At 71.6% G+C, this 24,492-nt stretch carries 24 protein-coding genes; 8 read left to right on the top strand and 16 right to left on the bottom strand.

Annotated elements, in window-relative coordinates; genetic code table 11:
- Positions 1-13: 13 nt before the first annotated feature.
- The 3 genes from dnaG to JYA75_RS15815 are packed head-to-tail and all read right to left on the bottom strand — an operon-like array spanning position 14 to position 3,890.
- Entirely contained in the window at positions 14-1,936 is a 1,923-nt protein-coding gene (gene dnaG / locus JYA75_RS15825; RefSeq protein ID WP_006947623.1) for a DNA primase, read from the bottom strand.
- 17 nt (positions 1,937-1,953) lie between these two features.
- On the bottom strand, positions 1,954-3,225 hold the full coding sequence (locus JYA75_RS15820) for a deoxyguanosinetriphosphate triphosphohydrolase (RefSeq protein ID WP_006947621.1): 1,272 nt from the start codon (positions 3,223-3,225) through the stop codon (positions 1,954-1,956).
- 11 nt (positions 3,226-3,236) lie between these two features.
- Positions 3,237-3,890 (bottom strand): YdcF family protein, encoded by a 654-nt coding sequence (locus tag JYA75_RS15815; protein WP_044476619.1) that lies wholly within the window; start codon positions 3,888-3,890, stop codon positions 3,237-3,239.
- A gap of 120 nt (positions 3,891-4,010) precedes the next feature.
- On the opposite strand from JYA75_RS15815, the gene JYA75_RS15810 reads away from it, so the two are divergent.
- Complete coding sequence (locus tag JYA75_RS15810; RefSeq protein WP_168579764.1) at positions 4,011-6,029, top strand: TPM domain-containing protein; 2,019 nt, start codon at positions 4,011-4,013, stop codon at positions 6,027-6,029.
- Between the two features lie 67 nt (positions 6,030-6,096).
- Here the strand turns inward: JYA75_RS15810 and JYA75_RS15805 are convergent, their stop codons facing one another.
- Positions 6,097-7,488, bottom strand: coding sequence for a glycine--tRNA ligase (locus JYA75_RS15805; RefSeq protein WP_006943913.1), 1,392 nt, complete (start codon positions 7,486-7,488; stop codon positions 6,097-6,099).
- Positions 7,489-7,734: 246 nt separating this feature from the next.
- On the opposite strand from JYA75_RS15805, the gene JYA75_RS15800 reads away from it, so the two are divergent.
- Together JYA75_RS15800 and JYA75_RS15795 are read left to right on the top strand one after the other, a co-directional pair.
- Entirely contained in the window at positions 7,735-8,043 is a 309-nt protein-coding gene (locus JYA75_RS15800; RefSeq protein ID WP_239010599.1) for a metalloregulator ArsR/SmtB family transcription factor, read from the top strand.
- A gap of 8 nt (positions 8,044-8,051) precedes the next feature.
- Complete coding sequence (locus JYA75_RS15795; RefSeq protein WP_006943911.1) at positions 8,052-8,480, top strand: Fur family transcriptional regulator; 429 nt, start codon at positions 8,052-8,054, stop codon at positions 8,478-8,480.
- A 10-nt stretch (positions 8,481-8,490) separates the two neighbouring features.
- Here the strand turns inward: JYA75_RS15795 and JYA75_RS15790 are convergent, their stop codons facing one another.
- Genes JYA75_RS15790 through recO form a run of 4 tightly spaced genes read right to left on the bottom strand, consistent with a single transcriptional unit; the run spans position 8,491 to position 11,051 of the window.
- Positions 8,491-9,006, bottom strand: coding sequence for a hypothetical protein (locus tag JYA75_RS15790; RefSeq protein WP_185712808.1), 516 nt, complete (start codon positions 9,004-9,006; stop codon positions 8,491-8,493).
- On the bottom strand, positions 9,003-9,476 hold the full coding sequence (locus tag JYA75_RS15785) for a hypothetical protein (protein ID WP_185712809.1): 474 nt from the start codon (positions 9,474-9,476) through the stop codon (positions 9,003-9,005). Before JYA75_RS15785 ends, JYA75_RS15790 begins: the two co-directional genes overlap by 4 nt.
- On the bottom strand, positions 9,473-10,279 hold the full coding sequence (locus JYA75_RS15780; RefSeq protein ID WP_037200968.1) for an isoprenyl transferase: 807 nt from the start codon (positions 10,277-10,279) through the stop codon (positions 9,473-9,475). The genes JYA75_RS15785 and JYA75_RS15780 overlap by 4 nt, the downstream gene beginning before the upstream one ends.
- Positions 10,236-11,051 carry a DNA repair protein RecO gene (gene recO / locus JYA75_RS15775; RefSeq protein ID WP_080688608.1) on the bottom strand — a complete coding sequence of 272 codons (816 nt, stop codon included), beginning with the start codon at positions 11,049-11,051 and terminating at the stop codon, positions 10,236-10,238. The genes JYA75_RS15780 and recO overlap by 44 nt, the downstream gene beginning before the upstream one ends.
- 286 nt (positions 11,052-11,337) lie before the next feature.
- Between recO and JYA75_RS15770 the strand changes: the two genes are divergently transcribed.
- On the top strand, positions 11,338-12,852 hold the full coding sequence (locus JYA75_RS15770) for a permease (RefSeq protein ID WP_185712810.1): 1,515 nt from the start codon (positions 11,338-11,340) through the stop codon (positions 12,850-12,852).
- A 65-nt stretch (positions 12,853-12,917) separates the two neighbouring features.
- Positions 12,918-13,550 carry an isochorismatase family cysteine hydrolase gene (locus tag JYA75_RS15765; protein ID WP_072635490.1) on the top strand — a complete coding sequence of 211 codons (633 nt, stop codon included), beginning with the start codon at positions 12,918-12,920 and terminating at the stop codon, positions 13,548-13,550.
- Between the two features lie 22 nt (positions 13,551-13,572).
- On the opposite strand, the gene JYA75_RS15760 is transcribed toward JYA75_RS15765, so the two are convergent.
- Complete coding sequence (locus JYA75_RS15760; protein ID WP_029544333.1) at positions 13,573-14,610, bottom strand: alpha/beta hydrolase; 1,038 nt, start codon at positions 14,608-14,610, stop codon at positions 13,573-13,575.
- 196 nt (positions 14,611-14,806) lie between these two features.
- Here JYA75_RS15760 and JYA75_RS15755 point away from each other — a divergent pair, with 196 nt between their 5' ends.
- Together JYA75_RS15755 and JYA75_RS15750 are read left to right on the top strand one after the other, a co-directional pair.
- Positions 14,807-16,225 carry an amidase gene (locus JYA75_RS15755; protein WP_029544335.1) on the top strand — a complete coding sequence of 473 codons (1,419 nt, stop codon included), beginning with the start codon at positions 14,807-14,809 and terminating at the stop codon, positions 16,223-16,225.
- Positions 16,226-16,230: 5 nt separating this feature from the next.
- Complete coding sequence (locus tag JYA75_RS15750) at positions 16,231-16,797, top strand: TetR/AcrR family transcriptional regulator (protein WP_037201765.1); 567 nt, start codon at positions 16,231-16,233, stop codon at positions 16,795-16,797.
- 18 nt (positions 16,798-16,815) lie between these two features.
- On the opposite strand, the gene JYA75_RS15745 is transcribed toward JYA75_RS15750, so the two are convergent.
- The 6 genes from JYA75_RS15745 to JYA75_RS15720 form a co-directional block, all read right to left on the bottom strand.
- Positions 16,816-17,088, bottom strand: coding sequence for a hypothetical protein (locus JYA75_RS15745; protein WP_139311030.1), 273 nt, complete (start codon positions 17,086-17,088; stop codon positions 16,816-16,818).
- Positions 17,089-17,225: 137 nt separating this feature from the next.
- A complete protein-coding gene (gene era, locus JYA75_RS15740; protein ID WP_006943889.1) occupies positions 17,226-18,143 on the bottom strand; it encodes a GTPase Era in 918 nt (305 codons plus the stop codon).
- A 70-nt stretch (positions 18,144-18,213) separates the two neighbouring features.
- Positions 18,214-19,524, bottom strand: a complete 1,311-nt coding sequence (locus JYA75_RS15735) for a hemolysin family protein (protein ID WP_029544339.1) — start codon at positions 19,522-19,524, stop codon at positions 18,214-18,216.
- 24 nt (positions 19,525-19,548) lie between these two features.
- Positions 19,549-20,091, bottom strand: a complete 543-nt coding sequence (ybeY, locus tag JYA75_RS15730; protein ID WP_006943887.1) for an rRNA maturation RNase YbeY — start codon at positions 20,089-20,091, stop codon at positions 19,549-19,551.
- Positions 20,092-20,158: 67 nt separating this feature from the next.
- Positions 20,159-21,226 (bottom strand): PhoH family protein, encoded by a 1,068-nt coding sequence (locus tag JYA75_RS15725; protein WP_006943882.1) that lies wholly within the window; start codon positions 21,224-21,226, stop codon positions 20,159-20,161.
- A 62-nt stretch (positions 21,227-21,288) separates the two neighbouring features.
- Entirely contained in the window at positions 21,289-21,963 is a 675-nt protein-coding gene (locus JYA75_RS15720; RefSeq protein WP_006943880.1) for a TetR/AcrR family transcriptional regulator, read from the bottom strand.
- A 127-nt stretch (positions 21,964-22,090) separates the two neighbouring features.
- Between JYA75_RS15720 and JYA75_RS15715 the strand changes: the two genes are divergently transcribed.
- Positions 22,091-23,665, top strand: coding sequence for an MFS transporter (locus JYA75_RS15715; protein ID WP_029544342.1), 1,575 nt, complete (start codon positions 22,091-22,093; stop codon positions 23,663-23,665).
- A 4-nt stretch (positions 23,666-23,669) separates the two neighbouring features.
- On the opposite strand, the gene JYA75_RS15710 is transcribed toward JYA75_RS15715, so the two are convergent.
- The gene (locus JYA75_RS15710; RefSeq protein WP_203329196.1) at positions 23,670-24,461 is read right to left on the bottom strand and encodes an alpha/beta fold hydrolase; all 792 of its coding nucleotides are present in this window, start codon (positions 24,459-24,461) and stop codon (positions 23,670-23,672) included.
- Positions 24,462-24,492 lie beyond the last annotated feature (31 nt).

The raw sequence follows: 24,492 nt of genomic DNA, 5'->3' as shown, positions 1-24,492 counted from the left end.
GGGTGGCGTGAGTTCAGCCGGCCAGGCCGTCGCCGCTGGTGTCGCCGATGGCCTGGTCGAGCAGGCTGCGCCGGTACTGCTCGAGCGCGACGAGGTCCCCGAGCAACGAGTGGAACTCGTCGGATTCGGTGGCCGGGGAGATGCGCTGCAGTTTGGACTTGAGTTCGGCGACCTGCTCCCCCACCCAGACCTCCTGCAGCCGGGCGAGGACCCCGCCGATGTAGCGGGGCATCCGGTCCTCCTCCGCGGGCAGCGGGTCCACCGCGAGTTCCATGACCAGCGAGTGCACCATCGGGTCGGTGGCGGCGCGCCCGACGGCGTCCACCCATTCCGCGCCGCCGAGTCCCGCGCTCGTCCCGCCGACCGCGGCCACAGCCTCGCGCACCGCCGCGTAGGCCGGGTCGGTGAACGTCTCGGCGGGCAGCGAATCGAACACGGTGCCGGCGATGCCGGGGTACTGCAGCGCCGCCTTGAGGGCGTCGCGCTGCGGCCACAGCGCCGGATCGTTGGGGCGGGGCCGGCGCAGGACCGTGCCCGCCGCGGCCGTCTCCGCCCGCTGTTGCGGCGCGGCGGTGCGCGGCTTCTCGTCGCCGCCGCGGGCGACGCGCCGGGACTCGTCCTGCACGCGCCGGCGCACGGCCGGAATGTCGTCCCAGCCCACCCAGTGCGACAGCTGCACCGCGTAGCTGTCGCGCAGCGTGCGTTCCTTGATCCGGGCCACCACGGGAACCGTGCGGCGCAGCGCCTCCACCCGCCCCTCGGCGGTGTCGAGGTTGTGTTCGGTGAGGATCGACTTGACGACGAACTCGAACATCGGGGTGCGCCGGGCGACGAGGTCGCGCACCGCCCCATCGCCGGACTTCTGCCGCAGCTCGCACGGATCCATGCCCTGGGGCGCGATCGCGACGAACGTCTTGGCCGTGGTCTTCTGGTCGCCCTCGAACGCCTTCATCGCCGCGGCCCGGCCCGCTGCGTCGCCGTCGAAGGTGTAGATGATCTCACCGCGGAAGTAGCTGTCGTCCATGAGCAGGCGCCGCAGCATCGCCAGGTGCTCGTCGCCGAATGCGGTACCGCACGCGGCCACAGCGGTTTTCACGCCCGACAGGTGCATCGCCATGACGTCGGTGTAGCCCTCGACGATCACGGCCTGGTGCGCCTTGGCGATCTCCCGCTTGGCCAGGTCCAGGCCGAACAGCACCTGAGACTTCTTGTAGAGCAACGTTTCCGGGGTGTTGACGTACTTCGCCGTGAGCGTGTCGTCGTCGAACAGCCGACGGGCACCGAAACCGATGACGTCGCCGGCGAGATTGCGGATCGGCCACAGCAGCCGCCGGTGGAACCGGTCGATGGGTCCGCGGCGCCCCTGTTTGGACAGCCCGGCGGCCTCGAGCTCGGCGAACTCGAAGCCACGGGTGAGCAGGTGCTTGGTGAGGGCATCCCAGCCGTCGGGGGCGTAACCGCACCCGAACACCTCGGCCGCGGACTCGTCGAAGCTGCGCTCGGTCAGGTAGTCCCGCGCCGCCTGCGCGCCGGGCGTACGCAGCTGCTCGGCGTAGAACTCCTGCGCGGCCGCGTTGGCGGCGACGAGCCGGGCGCGGGTGCCCCGGTCGCGCTGCACCGACGGACCGCCGCCCTCGTAGTTGAGGGTGTAGCCGACCCGGTCGGCGAGCTGCTCGACGGCCTCGACGAAGCTGATGTGCTCGATCTTCTGCAGGAACGAGTACACGTCGCCGCCCTCGCCGCAGCCGAAGCAGTGGAAGTGACCGTGGTTGGGGCGGACGTGGAAGGACGGGGACTTCTCGTCGTGGAAGGGACACAGCCCCTTCATCGAATCGGCGCCGCCGCGCCTGAGGGCGACGTACTCGCCGACGATGTCCTCGATCCGGACGCGGTCGCGGACGGCCGCGATGTCTCTGTCTGAAATACGCCCGGCCACGACGACGAGTCTAGGCGCTACCCCCAACTCGCCTGAGCGGCGAGGCTGTCGCGGTCGATCCGTTCGAGCCGGGCCTCGGTGCACGAGGCGATCTGGTCGACGATCACCCGCATGCGGGCGGCGTCGTCGACGGCGGCGTCCCACAGCGGCACGAAGAACGGGTCGAGGCCGACCGGCGCCGTGCGCATCAGCCATTCGGCGACGCGGTGGATCCGTTCACGTTGCCGTTCCTGACGCTGCCGGTGGGCGGCGTCGGACATCACGAACTGCAGGGCCATGGTCTTGAGCAGCGCCACCTCGGACGCGACGACGGGCGGAACGACGAGGTCGGCGTCGTAGCGGGTGACGGGCCGGTCGCCGGTGACGGCACGGGTGCCGATGATCGCTGCCGTCGCGAATCGGCCGACGAGCTCGCTCGTGAGGCGCTTGAGTGCCACCGAGCACGCGAGGCTGCCGTCGTAGGTGTCCACGGCCTGGACCACCGGCATCTGCGACAGTCGCTTCGCCGCCTCCACCAGCTCGTTCGGGTCCAGGCCGGAGAACTCGCGCATGCCGAGATCGACGAGCGTGTTCACCGACGCCGGGTCGGTGAGCACACGCAGGTCGATCCGTCCGTCGATGACGCCGTCCTCGACGTCGTGGACGGAGTAGGCGACGTCGTCGGACCAGTCCATGATCTGGGCCTCGAGGCACTTGCGCCGGTCGGGCGCGCCGTCGCGCACCCAGGCGAGGACCTCGGCGTCGTCGTCGTAGGCACCGAACTTCGCGCCGGGCGCCGGGCGGGTCCACGGGTACTTCAGCGTCGCGTCGAGTGTCGCGCGCGTGAGGTTCAGACCGGCGCTCGTGCCGTCGGGGTGGAGGATCTTCGGCTCGAGGCACGTGAGGATCCGCAGATTCTGCGCGTTGCCCTCGAACCCGCCGCAGCTCGCGGCCACCTCGTCGAGGGCGCGTTCCCCGTTGTGGCCGTACGGCGGGTGTCCGATGTCGTGCGCGAGGCCGGCGAGGTCCACCAGGTCGGGGTCGCAGCCGAGGCCCTCGGCGATGCTGCGGCCGATCTGGGCGACCTCGATCGAGTGGGTGAGCCGGGTGCGCGGAGTGTCACCGTCGCGGGGGCCGACCACCTGGGTCTTGTCGGCGAGCCGTCGCAGCGCAGCGCTGTGCTGGACGCGGGCACGGTCCCGCGCGAACGGCGTACGGCTCGCGGTCGCCGGCTCGGCACCGGCGAGCGCCGACACCTTCGGGACCTCGGCGACGCGCCGCTCGAGTTCGTGTTCGCTGTAGCCCGGCATCACGTCCTCCTTCACTGCGCGGCCGTGTAGGGGAAGTCCGCCGAGTCGTGGGTGAGCTGGTACCAGATCAGCGCGCCCGTCTCGCGGGCGATCCCGTGCAGCTGCGACTCCCGGGTGTACACGGCGGGGCCGGTGCGGGTCGGCGCGGTCCACGCGTCGAGACCGGCGTCGCGGGCCATGGTGCGAGTGCGCAGCGAATGCCACGGATCGCTCACCAGCACCGCGGAGTGCAGTCCCTGCCCGGCCATCTCCCGGCTGACCGCCTCGACGCTGAGCAACGTGTCCGACCCCTCTTCGACGGCGGTGATCGCCGACTCCGGCACTCCCTGCGCGATCAGGTAGTTCTTGCCGGACGCCGCCTCGGTGAACAGGTCGCCCTCCTGCTTGCCGCCGACGGTGACGATCCGCTCGGCCACCCCGTTCTCGTACAGGGTGAGGGCCTGGTCGAGCCGGGCCTGGAACACCGACGACGGGGTGCCGGAGTACTGGGCGGCGCCGAGGACCACGATGGCGTCGGCCCGGCTCCAGTCGTCGATGCGCGCCACCTGCCACACGCGGACCGCGGTTCCGGCGAGGACGGCGATCGCCGCGAGCAGCACCCCGAGCACCAGCCGGCGCGTCCAGCGCGCGACGCCCGCACCGAACCCGCGCGGGGGTTCGGGCAGGGACGGGGCCGGGCGTGGGCGGGCTGCGGTACTCACTCCCCGATTCTGCCAGTGTTCCGAGCGCGCCCACCCGGCGACGCGCCACGGGCGACAGCGCATGCGAGCCGATAGATTCGACGCATGTCACCGTATTCGGTCGCCGTCCGGCCGCTTCCGGCCCGCCCGCTCCGCCGCTCGCTGTCGATGTCGGTGCCGATCCTGCTCGCGGCCCTGGCCTGGCTGGTGCTGCCCGGTTCGGCGACGGCCGAGCCGCCCTTCCGGCTTCCCCAGCCGATCACCGACACCGCCGGAGTACTGGATCCGGCGGCGACGGCGCAGATCCAGCAGGCAGCAGACGCGCTCTACGCCGAGCACGGGGTGCAGTTGTGGGTGGCGTACGTGCCGACGTTCTCCGGACTGTCGTCCGACGACTGGACCGAGCGGACTGCGCAGGCCAGCAACTTCGGGACGGACACGGCCCTGCTCGCCGTGGCCACGCAGGACCGCGAGTACGCGCTGTGGACGCCGAACGCCCTGTCCGGGGTCACCGCGTCCGAACGGGACGCCATCAGCGCGGACCGGATCGTGCCGCAGTTGCGCAGCCAGGACTGGGCCGGGGCCGCGGTGGCGGCGGCCGAGGGTCTCGACGCGGCGTTGTCGGCGTCGGGTTCCGGCTCCGGCACCACGCTGCTCGTCGGCGGCGGAGTGATCGCGGCCGGGGCCGGGGGGGTGTACCTGTACTCCCGGCGCGCGAAGCGCAAGCGGGCCGAGGCGGGCGCCCAGGCGGCGGCGGCCACCGACCCGACCGACACCGACGCGCTGCGCGAGCTGCCGCTCGAGGGCCTCGAGCTGTACGCCCAGAAGATCCTGGTCGAGACGGATAACGCCGTTCGCTCGAGCGCCGAGGCGCTCGAGCTGGCGCGCGGAGAGTTCGGCGATGCCGCGGTCCAGCCGTTCGACCGCGCCTATCGACAGGCGCAGTCGGCTCTGGCGTCCGCGTTCGAGATCCGGCAGCGGCTCGACGACGCCATCCCCGAGACGCCCCAGCAGCAGCGCGACATGCTCGTGCAGTTGATCTCGTCGTGCGGCCAGGCCGACCGGGAACTCGACGCGCAGGTCGAGGCGTTCGACCGGATGCGCGACCTCCTGCTCGACGCACCCGCCCGCCTCGACGCGCTCACACAGCGCGCGATCGCGTTGCGCGCGCGGTTGCCCCAGGCCGAGGCGACGCTGACCGAACTGCGAACGGAGTTCCCGGCCGGCGCGCTCGCCCCGATCACGGACAACGTGACGCTGGCGCAGGACGAGATCGAGTTCGCCGAGAAGTCCGTCGATCAGGGCCGCACCGCGGTGGCACGTCCCGTCGGCGAGCAGGGCGACGCCGTGCGAGCCATCCGCGAAGCGGAGGGTGCTCTCGGGCACGCTGCCACGATGCTCGACGCAGTCGACCACGCCGCCGACGACATCCGGCGGGCGATCGCGACGTTGCCGGCCGCGATGGCCGACGCCGCACAGGGCATCGCCGACGCCGAACAGCTCGCCGCCGCGGGTGGTGCGGAACTCGCCGAGGCCCGCAAGGCCGCGCAGGCGGCCCTCGACCACGCCCGGGCGGACATGAACACCGACCCGCTGGGCAGTTTCACCCGGGTCGTGGAAGCGGACGCACGACTCGACGCGCTGCGCGATCGGACCCGTCAGGCGCAGGAGGAGGCGCAGCGCACCCGCCGGCGCCTCGAACAGGATCTGGGGGCGGCTCGATCGCAGGTCACCGCCGCGGCGGACTTCATCGGGACGCGGCGCGGTGTGATCGGCGCCGAGGCCCGCACCCGGCTGTCCGAGGCGCAGCGCCACCTGGACGCCGCGCAGCGGCTCGCCGCGCAGGAACCGGGGCAGGCGCTGCAGCACGCTCAGGCGGCCGCGACCCTCGCGGCGAACGCGCTGCGCGCAGCGCAGAACGACGTGCAGCGCTGGGAGCGTCAGCAGCGTCCGCCCCGCGGCGGCGCCTCCGGCGGCAATATCGCGGGTGCGGTGCTCGGCGGAATCCTCATCAACAGCATCCTGACCGGTGGCCGTGGGGGCGGCTTCGGGGGCGGCGGCTTCGGGGGCGGGGGCTTCGGCGGAGGCGGCGGCTTCGGGGGGTCGAGCGGGGGCCGGTTCTAGTCCCGGCCGCGCAGCGTGAGAGGGCCGGTCGCGCGAGGCGGCCGACCCTCTCACGGAGGCTCTGTGGTCAGGCGCCGATCAGCCGCTGGGCGAGGTAGCCCTCGACCTGGTCGAGGCCGACGCGCTCCTGCGCCATGGTGTCGCGCTCGCGGACGGTGACGGCCTGGTCCTCGAGGGTGTCGAAGTCGACCGTGATGCAGAACGGGGTGCCGATCTCGTCCTGGCGACGGTAGCGGCGGCCGATGGCGCCGGCGTCGTCGAACTCGATGTTCCAGTGCTGGCGCAGCTGCGCGGCGAGGTCCTTCGCCTTGGGGCTCAGGTCCGCGTTGCGCGAGAGCGGCAGCACCGCCGCCTTGACCGGGGCGAGCCGGCGGTCGAGGCGCAGCACGGTGCGCTTGTCGACACCACCCTTGGCGTTGGGCGCCTCGTCCTCGCTGTAGGCGTCGACGAGGAACGCCATGAGCGACCGCGTCAGGCCCGCTGCCGGCTCGATGACGTACGGGGTGTACCGCTCGTTGGTGGTCTGGTCGAAGAAGCTCAGGTCGGCGCCCGAGTGCTGCGCGTGCGTCGACAGGTCGAAGTCGGTGCGGTTGGCGACACCCTCGAGCTCACCCCACTCGCTGCCCTGGAAGTGGAAGCGGTACTCGATGTCGACGGTGCGCTTCGAGTAGTGCGACAGCTTGTCCTGCGGGTGCTCGTACAGGCGCAGGTTGTCCTTGTTGATGCCGAGCCCGGTGTACCAGTCCATCCGGTAGTCGATCCAGTACTGGTGCCACTGCTCGTCCTCGCCCGGCTTGACGAAGAACTCCATCTCCATCTGCTCGAACTCGCGGGTCCGGAAGATGAAGTTGCCCGGGGTGATCTCGTTGCGGAAGCTCTTGCCGATCTGGCCGATTCCGAACGGCGGCTTCTTGCGCGACGTGGTGAGCACGTTCGCGAAGTTCACGAAGATGCCCTGTGCGGTCTCGGGGCGCAGGTAGTGCAGCCCCTCCTCGCTCTCGATCGGGCCGAGGTAGGTCTTGAGCATCATGTTGAAGTCACGGGGCTCGGTCCACTGGCCCTTGGTGCCGCAGTCCGGGCAGGAGATCTCCGACATGGGAACCGAGTCGGGATCGTCGAGCTTGTTCTTCTCGGCGTACGCCTCCTGCAGGTGATCCTGGCGGTGGCGCTTGTGACAGCTCAGGCACTCGACGAGCGGATCGTTGAACACCCCGACATGGCCCGACGCCACCCACACCTGACGCGGCAGGATGACCGACGAGTCCAGACCGACGACGTCCTCGCGGCTGGTGACCATGTTGCGCCACCACTGCTTCTTGATGTTCTCCTTGAGCTCCACGCCGAGCGGCCCGTAGTCCCAGGCCGACCTCGTACCGCCGTAGATCTCACCGCAGGGGTAGACCAGGCCCCGGCGCTTGGCCAGGTTGGCGACGGTATCGATCTTGGATTTCGGTGCCACTCGGATTCACTCCATCTTCGATGCGGGGTTTCGCAGCGTGCGTCGACCCGTAAGCCTATCGCTCCGCGCGGGGCGGTCGAACTGCACGCCGGTTGACATGCACATTCATGCATATCAAAATGGAATCGGTTTGCAATAACGCGGCCGCCAGTCCACGAAGGAGATCCGTTGAGCGTTGCCGACACCGGCCACGGCGGCGACGCCGCGGCCCCGGACCGTCCGCACGACGACTGCCGCCCGGGATCGGTGACGCCGTCCCCCGTACCCGCCCCGTCGCGGGAAACCCTCGCCGCCGCCGGCGAGCTCCTGCGCGCGCTGGCCGCACCGGTGCGCATCGCCATCGTGCTGCAACTGCGCGAATCCGAACGCTGTGTACACGAACTGGTCGGCGCGCTCGGCGTCACCCAGCCGCTGATCAGCCAGCACCTGCGCATCCTCAAGGCCGCGGGCGTGGTCCGCGGCGAACGCGCCGGCCGCGAGGTGCTCTACCGTCTGGTCGACGACCATCTCGCCCACATCGTCGTCGACGCCGTCGCCCACGTCGAGGAAGGTTGACCGTAGTCGTGTCGCCCGCCCACAAACCCGTAGTCGGAGTCCGCTCCACCAAGCAGCGCAGCGCCATCTCCGCGCTGCTCGACGAGATCGAGGAGTTCCGCTCCGCCCAGGACCTGCACGACGAACTGCGCAAGCGCGGCGAGGGCATCGGCCTGACCACCGTCTACCGCACGCTGCAGTCCCTCGCCGAAGCCGGCACCGTCGACGTGCTGCGCACCGACAGCGGCGAGTCCGTCTACCGGCGCTGCTCGTCCGGTCACCATCACCACCTCGTGTGCCGGGCGTGCGGTTACACGGTGGAGGTGGACGGGCCGGCGGTCGAGCGCTGGTCGCACGAGGTGGCCGAGGACAACGGTTTCGTCGACGTGAGCCACACCGTCGAGATCTTCGGCACCTGCCGCGACTGCGCGGACGCCGCGCCGGCGACGTCGCGCTGACCGACGACGGTCAGCGGCACCCGCAGCCGTCGCAGCCGCACCCGCCCAGCAGGTCGACCACCTCGCCGGCAGTCTCGTCGCCCGGCTCGTCGAACACGCACGCCCGCCCGCCGAGCCGCGCCGCCAGTTCGGGCACATGCGGCACCAGCGCCGCGACCACCGCGACCGCGCGCGCCAGGTGCACCGGCACCAGCGGGCGCGCCGGGACGCGCTGCACCGCCGTCACCCGGTCCTGGTGCAACTCGAGCCGCGCGTCCGGCCATCGCGCCTGCAGGTCGACGAGGACCTCGGCCGCGCGGGTACGACCGGCGATCCGCTCCACCAGGTACGTCGTCAGCTCCACCACCCCGGCCCGCGAATCGACGACGGCGTAGGTGAGCACATCGTCGACCCAGATCGGCACGTCGCCGTCCGTGTCGGGTTCGATCTCCTCGGCGAGGACCGCCGAGAAGACACGCAGCACGGCGGCACGCAGTGCGTCGTCGTTCCCGGTGGCGATCGGGGAGTCCCAGTCGAGTTCGCTCACTCGGATCCGCCCGTGCCCGTGACGGCCGAGCGCGCATCGCCGGCGCCGCCGAGCACGAGCAGCAGCATCGTGGTCAGGGGCGAGTCCCGAAGGCCGGTGCCGGGGAATGAGTACCGCAGCACCACGTCCGCCTCGGCGTCCCGCTCGACGAGGTGTATCGACCCGAACTGCAGCGCGTCGGCCGCCCCGGCGACCCGCGTGCGCAACGCGTCGTCGAGCGGCAGGTCCCACGCGAGGACGCCGGTCAGCGACACCACGTCGAGACCCTCGGTGAGGGTCACCACCCGCACGGCGCACGGCACGCCCGCATAGTCGAATCCCAGCGCATCGTCGCCGTTCGTCCTGGGCTCGTGCATGGCGACGAACTCCGCCAGCGCGGCCGCGACCCGGTCGCGCAGGCCGAGGCCGCTCGGGTCCACCCCGCCGGGGGCCGGCCTCCGCTCCTCCGGTCCCGTTCCGGGGCCCGTCACTTCACGCCCCCGAAGCGGCGGTCGCGCGAGGCGTACTCCACGCAGGCGGCCCACAGGTCCCGACGGTCGAAGTCGGGAAACATCTTGTCCTGGAACACCATCTCGGCGTAGGCCGACTGCCAGAGCAGGAAGTTCGAGGTGCGTTGTTCCCCGGACGGCCGCAGGAACAGGTCCACGTCCGGCATGTCGGGCTCGTCGAGGTACCGCGCAACCGTGGCCTCGGTGACGCGTTCCGGGTCGAGCTCACCCGTGGCCACGCGACGCGCGATCTCCCTTGCGGCATCGGCGATCTCGGCGCGGCCTCCGTAGTTCACGCACATGGTGAGGGTCATCACGTCGTTGTCGCGGGTCAGTTCCTCGGCGATCTCGAGTTCCTTGATGACGCTGCGCCACAGCTTCGGCCGGCGTCCGGCCCAGCGCACGCGTACCCCCATCTCGTGCATCTCGTCGCGGCGGCGGCGGATCACGTCCCGGTTGAAGCCCATGAGAAAGCGCACCTCGTCCGGGCTGCGCTTCCAGTTCTCGGTGGAGAACGCGTACGCCGAGAGCCACTTGACGCCCATCTCGATGCACCCGCACACGGTGTCCATCAGCACCGCCTCGCCGCGTTCGTGGCCGGCGGTGCGAGGCAGACCGCGTTCCTGGGCCCAGCGGCCGTTGCCGTCCATGACCAGGGCGACGTGCCGCGGGATCAGTTCGGGCTGCAGACCCGGCGGGCGGGCGCCGGACGGGTGCGGGTCGGGTGGCCGGATCTCGCGGTCACGCGATGCTTGCGGGGTGCGGCGTCGAATCACGCTCCCCATCCTGCCCGACCGTCTCCCCGCCCACAGCCACCGCATGGGGACGGCCGCGTTCGATCAGCGGCAGGGTCCGCAACTGCCGCTCCAGATGCCACTGCAGGTGGGCGGCGATCAGGCCGCTGGCCTGCCCGCGGGTCGCCTCGGACACCGTGTCGGTGCCCTGCCAGCGACCGTGGAAGAGCGCGTCCATCAGATCCAGCACACCCGCGCCGGGGGTCGCGGCGCCCGGCGGCCGGCACCGCACGCATACCGCTCCCCCGGCCGCGACGTGGAACGCGCGATGCGGGCCGGGCTCGTCGCAGCGAGCGCAGCGGCTGATCGCCGGCGCCCAGCCGGCGTAGGCCATGGCCCGCAGCAGGTAGGCGTCGAGGATCAGTTCCGGCGGCCGGACCTGGTCGGACAGGGCACGGAGCGCACCGACGGTGAGGCGGTGCAGCTGCGGGGCGGGGGCGCGCTCCTCACCGGCGAGCCGTTCGGCGGTCTCGAGCACGGCGCACGCGGTGGTGTAGCGGCCGTAGTCGTCGACGAGGTCGGCGCCGAACGCATCGACGGTCTGGACCTGGGTGATGATGTCGAGGCTGCGGCCCGGATGCAACTGCACGTCGATGTGCGCGAACGGCTCGAGCCGCGCCCCGAACTTCGAGCGGGTGCGCCGCACCCCTTTCGCGACGGCCCGCACGAGGCCGTGGCGACGGGTGAGCAGCGTGACGATGCGGTCGGCCTCGCCCAGCTTGTGCTGGCGCAGCACCACCGCGTGATCCCGGTACAACCTCACCCTGCGAGTCTGTCACGCCGGGCCGACACCGAGGCGGCGGCGCGGATTTTTCGCGTTGTTCACAGACCCGGCCGACCCGAAACGCGGTCGTCACCCTCCCTGCAACCTGCACAGCAGAACCCCCTGCGGTTCGGTCATTTTCGCCCTTGCCGAACCGGGCCGGACCCAGCACCATCGGACGACATCCGGTGCGGCGACGCCCGTAGCGCGGGGCCCAGGCGGGCCTGCACCCCGCGGCGGCGCCGATCCCCCGGCCCGATGCCTCAGCCCGCTGGAGGAGCCACCCGTGACCACCGCCCATATCGTCTTCCTGCTCGGCCTCGTGTCCCTCCTCGTGGCCATGGCCCTGCGCAAGAACGTGATGATCCCGGCAGTGGTGGCGACGTTCGCCACCGCCCTCGCCTACGACGGCAACGTCGCGAACGCCGTGATGGCGGTGTTCCGGGCGACGCTCACCTCGGGCTCGGCGCTGTTCGAGATCTTCGTCGTCATCGCGGCGGTCACCTCGATGCTGGCCGCGATGCGGAGCATCGGCGCCGACGAGATGATGGTGCGGCCGATGAGCCGGTGGATGATCAACGGCCGCGTCGCCTACGTGGTGCTGTTCGTGTTCACCTATCTCCTGTCGCTGTTCTTCTGGCCGACGCCCGCCCTCGCGTTGATCGGGGCCGTGCTGCTGCCCGCCGCGATCAAGGCCGGGCTGCCACCCCTGGGTGCGGCGCTCGCCCTGGCGATCTCGGGTCAGGGGATGTCCATTGCCTCGGACTACGTGATCGGGCTGGCCCCGTCGATCTCCGCGAGCGGCGCCGGGGTGCCCGCCGACGACATCGCCGGTCGCGCGCTGGTGATCTCGCTGATCGTCGGCGTCGTCGCCGCGGCGCTGGCCTGGTTCCTCACCGTGCGCCGCCGGATGACGGGCGGCGCCGGCACGCCGGGGACGGGCGGCGGGGGCGGGCACCCCGGATCCGCGGCCGGCGGCGGCGCACGCAACCCCGTGCCGGCGAGCGCCGCGCCAGCGGAGCCCACGCCCGAGCGTGCGGTCGACGTTCTCGAGGACGAACTTCCCGGATACGACGAGGGCACCCGCATCACCGGCCGCCCGCGCCTGGCCCGCCGGTGGGCAGTCGGTGTACCGGCCGCGTTCGCCGCGGTGCTCGTCTACATGCTGCTCGGCCGGTTCACCGACCTCGTGCCGTGGTCGGACGGCGCCGGCGCGTCCCTGGTGGGCGGGACGGCGATGATCCTGATGGCACTGGTGACGGTCACCGCCCGCAGGCAGGAGGCGCTCGAGTTCTGCGCGACGCACTTCGTCGACGGCCTGTCCTACGCCTTCAAGGCGATGGGCATCATCCTTCCCGTCGCGGGATTCGTGTACATGGGCATCCCCGACTACTCCGGTGCGATCCTGGGTCTCGAGGACGGTACCGGCCCGGCCTTCCTGTTCGACGCCGTCGAGGGCGTGCAGGGCTTCATCCCGGACAACGGACTCTTCGTCGCCCTGAGCATGCTCGTGATCGGAATGGCGATGGGCCTGGACGGGTCCGGCTGGGCGGGCCTGCCGCTCACCGGCGGCCTGGCCGCCGCCCTCGCCCCGCAGTCGGGCATCGACACCGCGACGCTCGCCGCCATCGCCCAGAACGGCGCCACCTGGACCGGCGGGGGCACCCTGGTCATCTGGTCGTCCCTCGTCGTGGTGGCCGGCTTCTGCAAGGTCTCCGTCACCGACATGGTCCGCCACCTCGCCGTTCCCGTCGTGACCGGCCTCGTCGTCGCGACCCTGGCCGCCGTGGTCATCTGGTGACCTCGGCCGACGTGAGCACACCCGTCCCCGACTTTCCTTCTATCCCCTACCCCGAGGACCCGACGATGGATTCGATTCCCTTCCGTTACGACCCACAGCGCTGCGCGCTTGTCGTGATCGACATGCAGAACGACTTCTGCTCCCCGGACGGCGCCTTGGCGCGCTGCGGTTTCGACGTGACGGCCGCGGTCGCCATGGCACCGCGCCTCGCCGGCCTCATCGCATCGGCGCGGGCCGCCGGCGTGCAGATCGTGTTCGTCCGCACCCTTCACGACGAGACCACGGACACGCCACAGTGGCTCGGACGGGTCGGCGACGGACCCGACGCGGCCCGCACCGGGCTCACCTGCCGGCCGGACACCGCGGGCGCCGAATTCTACGGCGTCGCACCGCAAGACGCGGATGCGGTGGTCGTCAAGCACCGGTTCAGCGCGTTCGTCGGCACCGACCTCGACGACGTCCTGCGCTCACGGAACATCGAATCGCTGCTGTTCACCGGGGTGGCCACCGAGGTGTGCGTCGAGTCGAGCCTGCGCAGCGCCCTGTTCCACGAGTACTGGGTGTCCCTGGTGGAGGACTGCGCCGCGACCTACAGCCCGGCCGCTCACGATGCGTCGGTGGCCGTAGTGGCCCAGAACTTCGGCACCGTGGTGACCGCCGAGAAACTCCGGGCACTGTGGAGCGCGGCCCCCGTCTAGCGGCGGCGGGCGCCGGGATCGCTCAGGTGGCGCTGCGCTCGTCGGCGCCCATCGCGCCGAGCACGGCCCGGCGGGTGGCCGGACCGCCGGTGATCCGGCTCTCGCTCACGCCGTTGATCAGCAGCCGGCCCCAGCGCTGCTCGTCGAACTCGGCGGGCGCGGTCGAGTCGAGGAACTCCTCGACCACCCGCACGAACCGGATGGGATCGTCCCGGAACGGGAAATGGCCGGCGCCGCGGAAGACGTCGAGCCGGGAATGGGGCATCGCCGAATGCGCCAGGTGCGCGTGATCCACCGGGATCACGCTGTCGTGCTCACCCCAGATCAGCTGCACGGGCAGGTCCTCGGTCAGGTAGCAGCGGTCGAGCATCGTCACCACCTGACCACGCCAGTCCACGACGGCCCGCAGCGTGCGCAGGAACGCCTCGCACGCGGTGGGATCGGGCAATCCGCTCAGGACCCGGATCAGATCCGAGGTGTCGTGCAGCAGGACCCCGGGACGCAAGGGGGTGTCGTGCCACCGGCCCAGCAGGCCACCGGCAATGCGCATCGCGGGCATGGCGCCCGGTAGGCGCAGCAGCTTGAGCGCCTCGCTCAGCCCCGGCAGGGACAGCAGGCGCAACGCCGGGTGAACGTCCTTGGTGACGCCACCCGCGGCCACCAGGACGAGCCGGTCGACCATCTGCGGGAACTGGTACGCGAACTGCATCGCGACGCCGCCGCCGAGGGAGTGCCCGACCACGGTGACGCGCTCGATGCCCAGGACCGACAGCAGGTCACGCACACCGTTGGCGTACCCGGCGACCGAGTAGTCGCTGCGGGGCTTGTCGGAGCGGCCGTGGCCGAGCAGGTCCGGTGCGATGACCGTGTACCTGCGGGCCAGGTGCGGGATGACCTCCCGCCAGGTCGAGGAGTTGTCGCCGATCCCGTGGATCAGCAGCAGCGCAGGCCCCTCGCCGGCAATCCGGAACGCGCGACGGTACCCGTGGATGGTGCGGAAGACCATCCGCGTCTCCGTGTCCGGTACGCGCCGGAGGTTGCGTGTGCGCGATGAACCCATGTGTATCTCCTGACAGCCGGTCCCTACGACACCCCGGGGAGGCTCCCGCGATATCCCCGGGGGCATACCCAACCGCTCGTCGCGCCCCCCGCCAATGTGACGAGCGCCACATTTCTGCGCATCCCGCCCTCGACGAGACGAACTGGAACGCGTTATTGTTCGTTCGAACGAACACCACGAAGGGGGACGCAGCCGTATGACCGCACCACGGGCAGACACCCGAGCGCCCGGCCTCGCCGCCGAGGCCGCCGCCCTCGCCGCCGGCGCCACCACGTCCGTCGCCGCGACGCGCGCGGCCCTGGAACGCATCGAGGCCGGCAATCGCGCACTCAATGCCTTCCGTGGCGTCCGCCGGGAGCAGGCGCTCGCCGAGGCCGAGGAGGCCGACCGGCGTCTCGCCGCCGGCGTCCGTCTCCCCCTGCTCGGTGTGCCGGTCGCGGTGAAGGACGACACCGACATCGCGCACGAGATCACCGCGTTCGGATGCGCCGGCGAGTTCGCCGTCCGCGAGGAGGACGCGGAGGTGGTGCGGCGGCTGCGGGCCGCCGGCGCCGTGATCGTCGGCAAGACGAACACCCCCGAACTGGGGCAGTGGCCGTTCACCGGCGGCAGCGCCTTCGGCCACACCCGCAACCCCTGGCACCGGGACCACACCCCCGGCGGTTCGTCGGGGGGCAGCGCCGCCGCGGTCTCGGCGGGCCTGGTGTCCGCGGCGCTCGGCTCCGACGGCGCCGGATCGGTCCGCATCCCGGCCGCCTGGACCAACCTTGTGGGAATCAAGCCGCAACGCGGCCGCATCTCGATGTGGCCCGACCCCGAGGCCTTCCACGGCCTCACCACCCACGGCACCCTGGCACGCACGGTCGCCGACGCCGCACTGCTGCTCGACGCCGTCGCGGGCAACCACGTCGGCGACCTGCACGAAGCCGAAGCCGTCACGGTGTCCGACGCCGTGGGTCGCGATCCGGGCCGGCTGCGGATCGCGCTCTCGCTCGCGCGCCCCTACACCGCCACCCGCACCCGACTGCACGCCGAGATCCGCGCGCGCGTCGAAGCCCTCGCCGGCACGCTGCGTGCCCTCGGCCACGACGTGACCGTCGCCGACCCGGCCTACGGAAAGCTGCTGGGCCTGAACTTCCTGCCCCGGTCGATGGCCGGCATCGACGACTGGGTGCGGCGGCTGCCCGACCCGGCCCTCGCCGACCCGCGCACCCGCGCGAACGCCCGCACCGGCCGGCTGCTGCGCGGCCGTCCGCTGCGCGCCGCTCGCGCCGCCGAACCACGCATCCGCCGGCGCATCGGCACGATCTTCGACCGCTTCGACGTCATCCTCGCCCCCACCACCGCCACCCCACCCCCGGTGGTGGAGGCGATGGACGGCCTCGGGGGCTGGGCCACCGACAAGGTGATCACGGCCGCCTGCCCCTACACCTGGCCGTGGAACGTCCTGGGCTGGCCGAGCGTGAACATCCCGGCGGGCTTCACCGGATCGGGCCTGCCGGTCGGCGCCCAGCTCATGGGACACGAGAACGCGGAGCCCCTGCTGATCTCCCTCGCCGCCCAGCTCGAGTCGGAACTGCGCTGGGATCGTCACACGCCGCAGCGGTGGTGGTGACCTCGATGGGCACGGACGTCCGCGGCGCGATCGTGGCCGCGACCCTGCATCTGATCGGCACGGACGGCATCGCCGCGATCACCAACCGCCGCATCGCCGCCCGGGCGGGAGTCTCCCTCGGCTCGATCACCTACCACTTCCCCACCCAGTCCGACCTGCTGCGGTCGGCGCTGACGACGTTCGTCGCAGACGAGACCACGCGGTTGCGGGATCTGGCGGAGGACTACCGTGGTCGCGGACTGAGCCTGGCCGACGCCGCGGCACTCACCGGACAGGTCGCCGAGGACCTGTCGTTCTCGGCGGAGCGGATCGCGCCGTTCGAGCTCTACGTCCAGGCCGGCCGGGATCCGCAGTTGCGGGAGGCGGCGGCCCGATGCTGGGCCGCCTACGACGCGCTGACCGTGACCATCCTCACCGAACTCGGTGTCCCCCGACCGGAGTCGGTCGCCCCGACCCTGGTCGCGACCATCACCGGACTCCAGCTGCGCCGCCTGGCCACCGGCGCCGCGCCCGACCTCTCGGCGGCGGTGCTGCAGCTGGTGCGCAGCACGGTGCCCGCCGCGGCGGACTGACCGCGGGCCGCACACGGGTCAGGCCAGGGTCGCCACCACGAAGACCGCATACGCGACGAGCGCACTCCACGCGACGGCGTCGACGGCCCGGCGCGGGGCGCGCGTCGCGAACAGGGCCGACGCCGCGGCCAGCAGCATCCAGCACGCCGGATGGGCGTAGCGGATCGCGGCCGACTGCACGCCGGTCGTCTCGTCGGCTCGCGCGGGCACGACGAAGAGCCACAGCACGGCGAACGCCGACGAGGCGAGCGCAAGGAGGAGACCGAACGCGACGCGGTGACGCACGATCATGCCTCGCAGACCGCCTCCGGGGTCACCGGCCACGACCACCTCCCGGGCGGACCCGACCGGTCGGCGCGAGCGATGCGGGAGAGGGCACTGCGCATCCCTTCCTGTCGGGGCCCCTCCGACGACACCGCACGCGACGGTCAGAAGCCGAGGCGGCCGAGTTGCTTCGGATCGCGCTGCCAGTCCTTGGCGACCTTCACGTGCAGATCGAGGTAGATCTTCACCCCGAGCAGCTTCTCGATCTGGGAGCGGGCAGCGGTGCCCACCTCACGCAGGCGGGCGCCGCCCTTGCCGATCACGATGCCCTTCTGGCTCGGCCGCTCCACGTACAGCAGCGCATGCACGTCGAGCAGCTCGCCCTGCTTCTCGGTGCGACCCTCCCGCTCGGTGATCTCCTCGATCACCACCGCGAGCGAGTGGGGCAGCTCGTCGCCGAGTCCCTCGAGTGCGGCCTCCCGGATCAGCTCGGCCATGAGCGTCTCCTCGGGCTCGTCGGTCAGTTCGCCGTCGGGGTAGAACGCCGGCCCGGGTTCCATGTGCGAGGCGAGGACGTCGATGAGGACCTCGAGCTGCTCGCCCGAGGTGGCGGACACGGGCACGACGTCCACGTCCGGTCCGAGCAGCTCGGAGACGGCGAGCAGCTGCGGCGCGATCCGCTCCTTGCTCACCTTGTCGATCTTCGTGACGATGCCGATCAGCTTCGTGCGCGGGGCGACCTGCCGCACCTGTTCGACGATCCAGCGGTCGCCGGGGCCGATCTTCTCGTCGGCCGGGATGCACACGCAGACCGCGTCGACCTCCGAATAGGTGTCGCGCACCAAGTCGTTGAGCCGCTGCCCGAGCAGCGTCCGCGGCCGATGCAGGCCGGGGGTGTCCACGAGGATGATCTGTGCGTGTTCACGGTGCACGATGCCCCGGATGGTGTGCCGGGTGGTCTGCGGACGCGACGAGGTGATCGCAATCTTGCTGCCCACGAGCGCATTCGTCAGCGTCGACTTCCCGGTGTTGGGCCGTCCGACGAAACACACGAAGCCGGAACGGAAGTCGGGGTCGGTCATACGAGCTCCTCGTCTGCGGTGCCGGCGGTGCGGATCGGCACGGTGGGTGTCGTGGCGTCGACGGCCGCGGTCACCCGTCGACCGATTCCTCGGCGGCGGTCTCGGCCGTCTCCGTCGCGGGGACCCGTTGCACGTACACGGTGTTGATGCGGACCCGGCCCCGGGCGTCGCGGCCGCCCTCGCCGCGCAGCCGCAGACCGTGGGTCTCCACTTCGGAACCCGGCAACGGTACCCGGCCGAGCACGAACCCGAGCAAACCGCCGACTGTGTCGACCTCGATGTCGTCGAGCGCAACGTCGAACAGGTCACCGAGGTCCTCGACGGGCAACCGCGCGGAGACCCGGAAGGTGTCGTCGCCGAGATCCTCGACGGGCGCGATCTCTCCGGTGTCGTACTCGTCGGCGATCTCGCCGACGATCTCCTCGATGATGTCCTCGATGGTGACCAGCCCGGCGATGCCGCCGTACTCGTCGACGAGCAGCGCCATGTGGTTGCGGTCGCGCTGCATGTCGGCCAGCAGATCGTCGAGGCGCTTGGAATCCGGCACGAACACCGCCGGGCGCATCACCTCGGCGACGGTCACGCTCCGGCCGCCGTCGCGCGAATAGTAGGTCTGCTGCACCAGGTCCTTGAGATACACGACGCCGCGGATGTCGTCGACGTTCTCGCCGATCACCGGGATGCGGGAGTGTCCGCTGCGCACCGCGAGCGACGTCGCCTGGCCGGCGGTCTTGTCCACCTCGATCCACACCATCTCGGGGCGCGGCACCATCACCTCGCGTGCGGTGGTGTCACCGAAGTCGAACACCGACTGGATCATTCGCCGTTCCTCGGCGGCGACGACGCCGCGCTCCTGCGCCATGTCCACCAGCTCGCGCAGTTCGATCTCGTTGGCGAACGGCCCGTTCCGGAATCCCCGGCCGGGGGTGATCGCGTTGCCGATCAGGATCAGCAGCCGGCTCAGCGGGCCGAGCAGGACACCGATCACGCGCAACGGCACGGTCCCGGCCAGGGCGATGGGGTACGCGTGCTGGCGACCGAGGGTTCGGGGGCCCACGCCGATCACCATGTAGTCCACGAGCACCATGATCACGGCGCTGGCCACCAGCGCCCCGGTGTGGCCCATCCAGTCGAGCAGCGCCGCCACCAGCACCACCGTCGCGGTGATCTCGCACAGGATGCGCAGCAGCACCATGAGATTGACGTACCGCGGCCGGTCCTCGAGGATCACCAGCAGCTTCTGCGCGCTGGGCCGCTCGCCCTTGGCGAGTTCCTCCACGCGGGCCGGGGAGACGGTGTTCAGCGCCGAGTCGACCGCCGCGAACAGCCCGCCGAGCGCCACCAGCACGACGGCGACGACGACGAGCGCGGGGGCGCTCACGCCAGTGCTCCGATCACGAGGCCGCTACCGCTCGGTCGGGTCGAAGAAGCCGGCCTTGCCGAGGAGCTGCTGATCGCGGGCCGCGAGCCTGGCCTCGTGCTCGGCGCGCCGCAGTTCCTCGTACCACTCCTCGAGGAGCTGGTTCTGCAGACCGAACATCTCCTTCTCCTCGTCGGGCTCGGCGTGGTCGTACCCGAGCAGGTGCAGCATCCCGTGGACCGTGAGCACGGCGAGTTCGTGCGCGAGCGAATGGCCGGCCTTCTCGGCCTGTTCCGCGGCGAAGGACGGGCACAGCACGATGTCGCCGAGCATCGAGGGGCCGGGCTCGGGGGCGTCGGGGCGGCCGCCGGGCTCGAGTTCGTCCATGGGGAAGGACATCACGTCGGTGGGGCCGGGCAGGTCCATCCAGCGCATGTGCAGATCGGCCATGGTGTCGGAGTCGACGAGCACCATCGACAGTTCCGCGGCCGGATGCACGTCCATCCGGGCGATGACGAACCGCGCGATGTCGATCAGGTCCTCCTCGGCGACGTCCATCCCCGATTCGTTCGAGATCTCGATGCTCATCTGTGGCGTTCCTTCTGGGCAAATGCGGACACGGCGGGTACGAGACGGGCGGGGCCCTCGGTCACGGTCACCGGCGCGGCACCCGGCTCTGGGCTGCTGCCCGCCGCTGGGCCCGGTTGCCCATGGCGACGCCGGCCGGCCGATCGGCCTCGAAACGCTCGTAGGCGTCGACGATGTCGGAGACGAGCCGGTGCCGCACCACGTCGCTGCTGTCGAGGACGGCGAAATGGATGCCGTCGATGCCCTCGAGGATCTCGGCGGCGGCCGCCAGGCCGGAGCGGGCACCGCCGGGCAGGTCCACCTGCGTGGTGTCGCCGGTGACGACGATCTTGGAACCGAAGCCGAGACGCGTCAGGAACATCTTCATCTGCTCGGCGGTGGTGTTCTGCGCCTCGTCGAGGATGATGAACGCGTCGTTGAGGGTGCGTCCGCGCATGTACGCCAGCGGCGCGACCTCGATGACCCCGGCCTGCATCAGCTTCGGGATGGCTTCCGGGTCCATCATGTCGTGCAGCGCGTCGTGCAGCGGGCGCAGGTACGGGTCGATCTTCTCGTGCAGCGTGCCCGGCAGGAAGCCGAGCCGCTCCCCGGCCTCGACGGCGGGCCGGGTGAGGATGATGCGGGTGACCTGCTTCGACTGCAGCGCCTGCACGGCCTTGGCCATGGCGAGGTACGTCTTGCCGGTGCCCGCGGGCCCGATGCCGAACACGATCGTGTTGGTGTCGATGGCGTCGACGTAGCGCTTCTGGTTGAGGGTCTTGGGCCGGATGGTCTTGCCGCGCCGGGACAGGATGTCGAGGCTGAGGACGTCGGCCGGCGAGTCGGACAGACCCTGCGTGAGCATGCCCACGGTGCGGCGCACCGCGTCCGGGGTCACCGCCTGCCCGCGTCCGACGAGGGTGACGAGCTGCCCGAGCACCCGTTCCGCGAGCGCGACGTCCGCCGGCGCGCCGGTGAGGGTGACGGAGTTGCCGCGTACGTGGATGTCCGCACCGAGAGCCCGTTCGAGGGCGATGAGATTCTCGTCGGCCGAGCCGAGCAGCGGCGCCGCAGCTTCGGGCGGCAGGTCCAGGTGGGAACGGACGGTGGTCCGTTCGGCGTTCCCGGTGTCTCGGGTGTCGTCTGGTTCACTCACGTGGACGGTACGGCCTGCTTTCGGTTCGTCTCGCGCACGACGGGCGTCGTGACGATGCCAGTCTAGCGCCGGGCGTCCCCGCGCCCCACCGCATTGCCGCCCGGGCCGTGCGCCGCGCGCCGATCCCGCTGCGCTCGCTGGGCCCGCTGGACGACGTCGACGGCCCGCTCCGGCGGGACCCCCATGAGGACGAGGGCGGCCAGGGCGACGGTCTCCCCGGCGTCGTGCACCACCCCGAGATTGGCCTGCTCGAGGGTCGCCATGGTGAGCCCCTCGAGCATCCCGACGAGGACGACGGCCGGAAGGTAGGCGGAGAACACCCCCGACCGGCAGCCCCGCTCCACGATCGCGAGGGTGCGGGCGCGCAGCGGGGCGATGAGTTCGCCGATGCGCTCGTCGCCGACCTCCTTGCGCGCGAAGGACAGCAGCACGCGGAAGCGGTCACCGACGGGCCAGGTCATCAGGGCCGCGGCGGCGAGCGCCAGGTCGGGCTCCTCGGGGTCCGGCCGGTCGACCGCGGCGGCGAGCGCGGCAGCCGCCTCCTCGGCGATGCCGTCGACGAGCGCCTCGCGGTTCGGGAAGTGGGCATAGACGGTGCGGCGCACCACGCCGGCGGCCTGCGCGACGTCGTCCATGCTGGCGTCCGGGTCGGCGGCGAAACACCCCATCGCCGCCTCGAGGATCCGGGCTCGGTTCCCGCTCGTCCGCCGCCGCGGTCCCCGGACCGGTTCCGCCACGCTGACACCTTCTTCCGCCGCCGGGTGTGACGTCCGTCAACTTTACTTGCACACGAGTGTGCAAATTTCTAACTTGCACAGTGTTGTGCAAATTGCTGCCGATGCCCGCATCCCGTGAGGAGCGCCGATGACCTCGATCCTGACCCGCTCGACCGCAGATCCCACCCGCCCGTATCCGCGACGGTGGGCCGGCCTCGCCGTGCTCTGCCTGAGCCTGCTGATCGTCGTGATGGCGAACACCGCGCTGATCGTCGCGGCGCCGAGCATGCTGCGCGAACTGCGGCTCACCAGCACCGACATGCAGTGGGTGATCGACGGCTACACCGTCCCCTACGCCGCGCTGATGCTGCTCGCCGGCGTCCTCGGCGACCGCTACGGCCGGCGGCGCGCCCTCCTCGCCGGCCTGGCCGTCTTCGCCGCGGGGGCCGTGTTCGGCAGCCTCGCCGGCACCGCGACCGAGGTGATCGTCGCCCGCATCACCATGGGGGTCGGCGCCGCGGTGATCATGCCCGCAACCCTGTCCCTGCTCGTCGCCATGTTCCCGGCCTCGGAACGGCCCCGCGCCATCGCCGCCTGGGCCGCGACCTCCGGACTGGCGATCGCGCTCGGCCCGTTGCTCGCGGGCTGGCTGCTCGAACAGCACGCGTGGGGTTCGACCTTCCTCATCAACGTGCCGATCGCGGCGTTCGCCGCGGTCGCGGCGCTCGCGCTGGTGCCGCCGTCCCGGGCCGAGCACCTCACCCGCATCGACTGGGCCGGCGGCGCCCTGTCCGTGGCGGCCGTCGGCGCCCTGGTCTTCGGCATCATCGAGGGCTTCCACTTCGGTTGGAACGCAACGTCGTTCGGATCCGTGGCGGTCGCGGCCCTCGCCGGTGCCGCGTTCGTCGCCTGGGAACTGCGCCACCCGCAGCCGCTGCTGGACCTCGGGCGGGTCACCGACCGTTCCGTCGGCGGCGCGTGCCTGTCCGTGCTGCTGCTCTTCCTCGCGTCGTTCGGGGCGATCTACTTCGTGGCGCAGCACTTCCAGTTCGTGTTCGGCTACAGCCCCCTCGACACCGGTCTGCGCCTGCTCCCCCTGGCCGGGGCCGTGTCGATCGGATCGGCCGTGAGCGGGCGGCTGGCCCCACGCCTCGGTGCCCGCGTCGCGATCGGTGCCGGAACGGCCGTCGCCGCGGCCGGCGTCCTCGCTCTCGCCCTCGTCGACGACGGTTCCGGATACGGGCTGTTCCTCGTCTCGCTCGTGCTCCTCGGCCTCGGCATCGGGCTGGCCGCACCCCCGGCCACGGACCTCGTGATGAGCGGATTCCCCGAGTCCGACCTCGGCGCCGCAGGGGGCCTGAACGACACCGCGGTCGAGCTCGGCGGATCCCTCGGCATCGCCGTGCTGGGCTCGGTGCTGGCCACCACCTACCAGCGCGAGATCTCCGGATTCCTCACGGGACTGCCGCTCGCGACTCTCGACGGGCCGATGGCCGCCCAGGCCGACGCGGCCGTCGCTGCGGCGGGCGATTCGGTCGGCGGTGCGGCGATCGTCGCCGAGGAGCTGGCGAAGAACCCGTTCGTCTCCTCCTACGCCCAGCCGCTTCTCGACGCATCGGCCTCCGCCTTCTCGCAGGCGATCACGTCGGCGAGTCTCGTCGGCGGCCTTGCCCTGGCCGTCGGCGCCGTCGTCGTCGTCGCGGTCCTGCCCCGCCGCGGCTGAGCGCTCAGCCCGCCGAGCGCGCCCCCGAGCCCAGCGGTTCGGGGGCGAGCAGCAGGTCGCGCGACAGTGCCCAGCTGCGGGTCCGCTTGTCGAGGAACGCGAAGTGGTCCTCCCCGTCGACGACGTGCAGTTCCACCGGATCGCCCGCGGCGACCGCCGCCGCGGCATAGCGCTCGGCGACCTTCACCGGCACCTGGGCGTCCTCGGTGCCGTGCACGAGAGCGACCGGCACACCGATCGGCACCCGGTGCCGGGGCGACGCCGACCGGTACAACTCCGGATCCGCGTCGTAGGGCTGACCGAACAGGTCCTCGATGTACCCGATCCGCCGGCCGCGTTCACCCGCGGACGCGAGGTCGAGCGCACCCGCCTGGGAGACGACGAGTTCGGGGCGCACCTGCGAGCGCTGACCCGCGAGCCACACGGCGAGCTGACCGCCGGCCGAGTGCCCGACGACCCGCACCCGGGCCGGATCGAGTTCGACACCCGCGGCCAGGGCCCGCTCGGCCACCGCGGTGGCGACGGCGTCGAGGGCCGCGACGACGTCGGCGGACATCTCCGGCCACCGCCCGCCCGCGCCGAGCCGCCGGTACTCGACGTTCCACGCCGCCACACCGTGCGCGGCGAGTTCGAGCGACAGCGGCGTGCCGAGGTTGAGGTGGTACTTCCCGCTCCAGAAGCCGCCGTGGACCACCATCACGACGGGCACGGGCCCGGCCGGATCCGCGGCGTCCGGCAGGTACAGGTGGCCGAACTGCTGCGGCTGCGGACCGTAGGCGATACGGGTTCGGGACATGCGTGACACGCTAGTGCAGCGGCAGCCGCGC

Source organism: Rhodococcus sp. PSBB066 (genome assembly GCF_017068255.1).
Taxonomy (GTDB): domain Bacteria; phylum Actinomycetota; class Actinomycetes; order Mycobacteriales; family Mycobacteriaceae; genus Rhodococcus; species Rhodococcus aetherivorans.
This window is presented reverse-complemented; position numbering and strand designations above follow the sequence as displayed.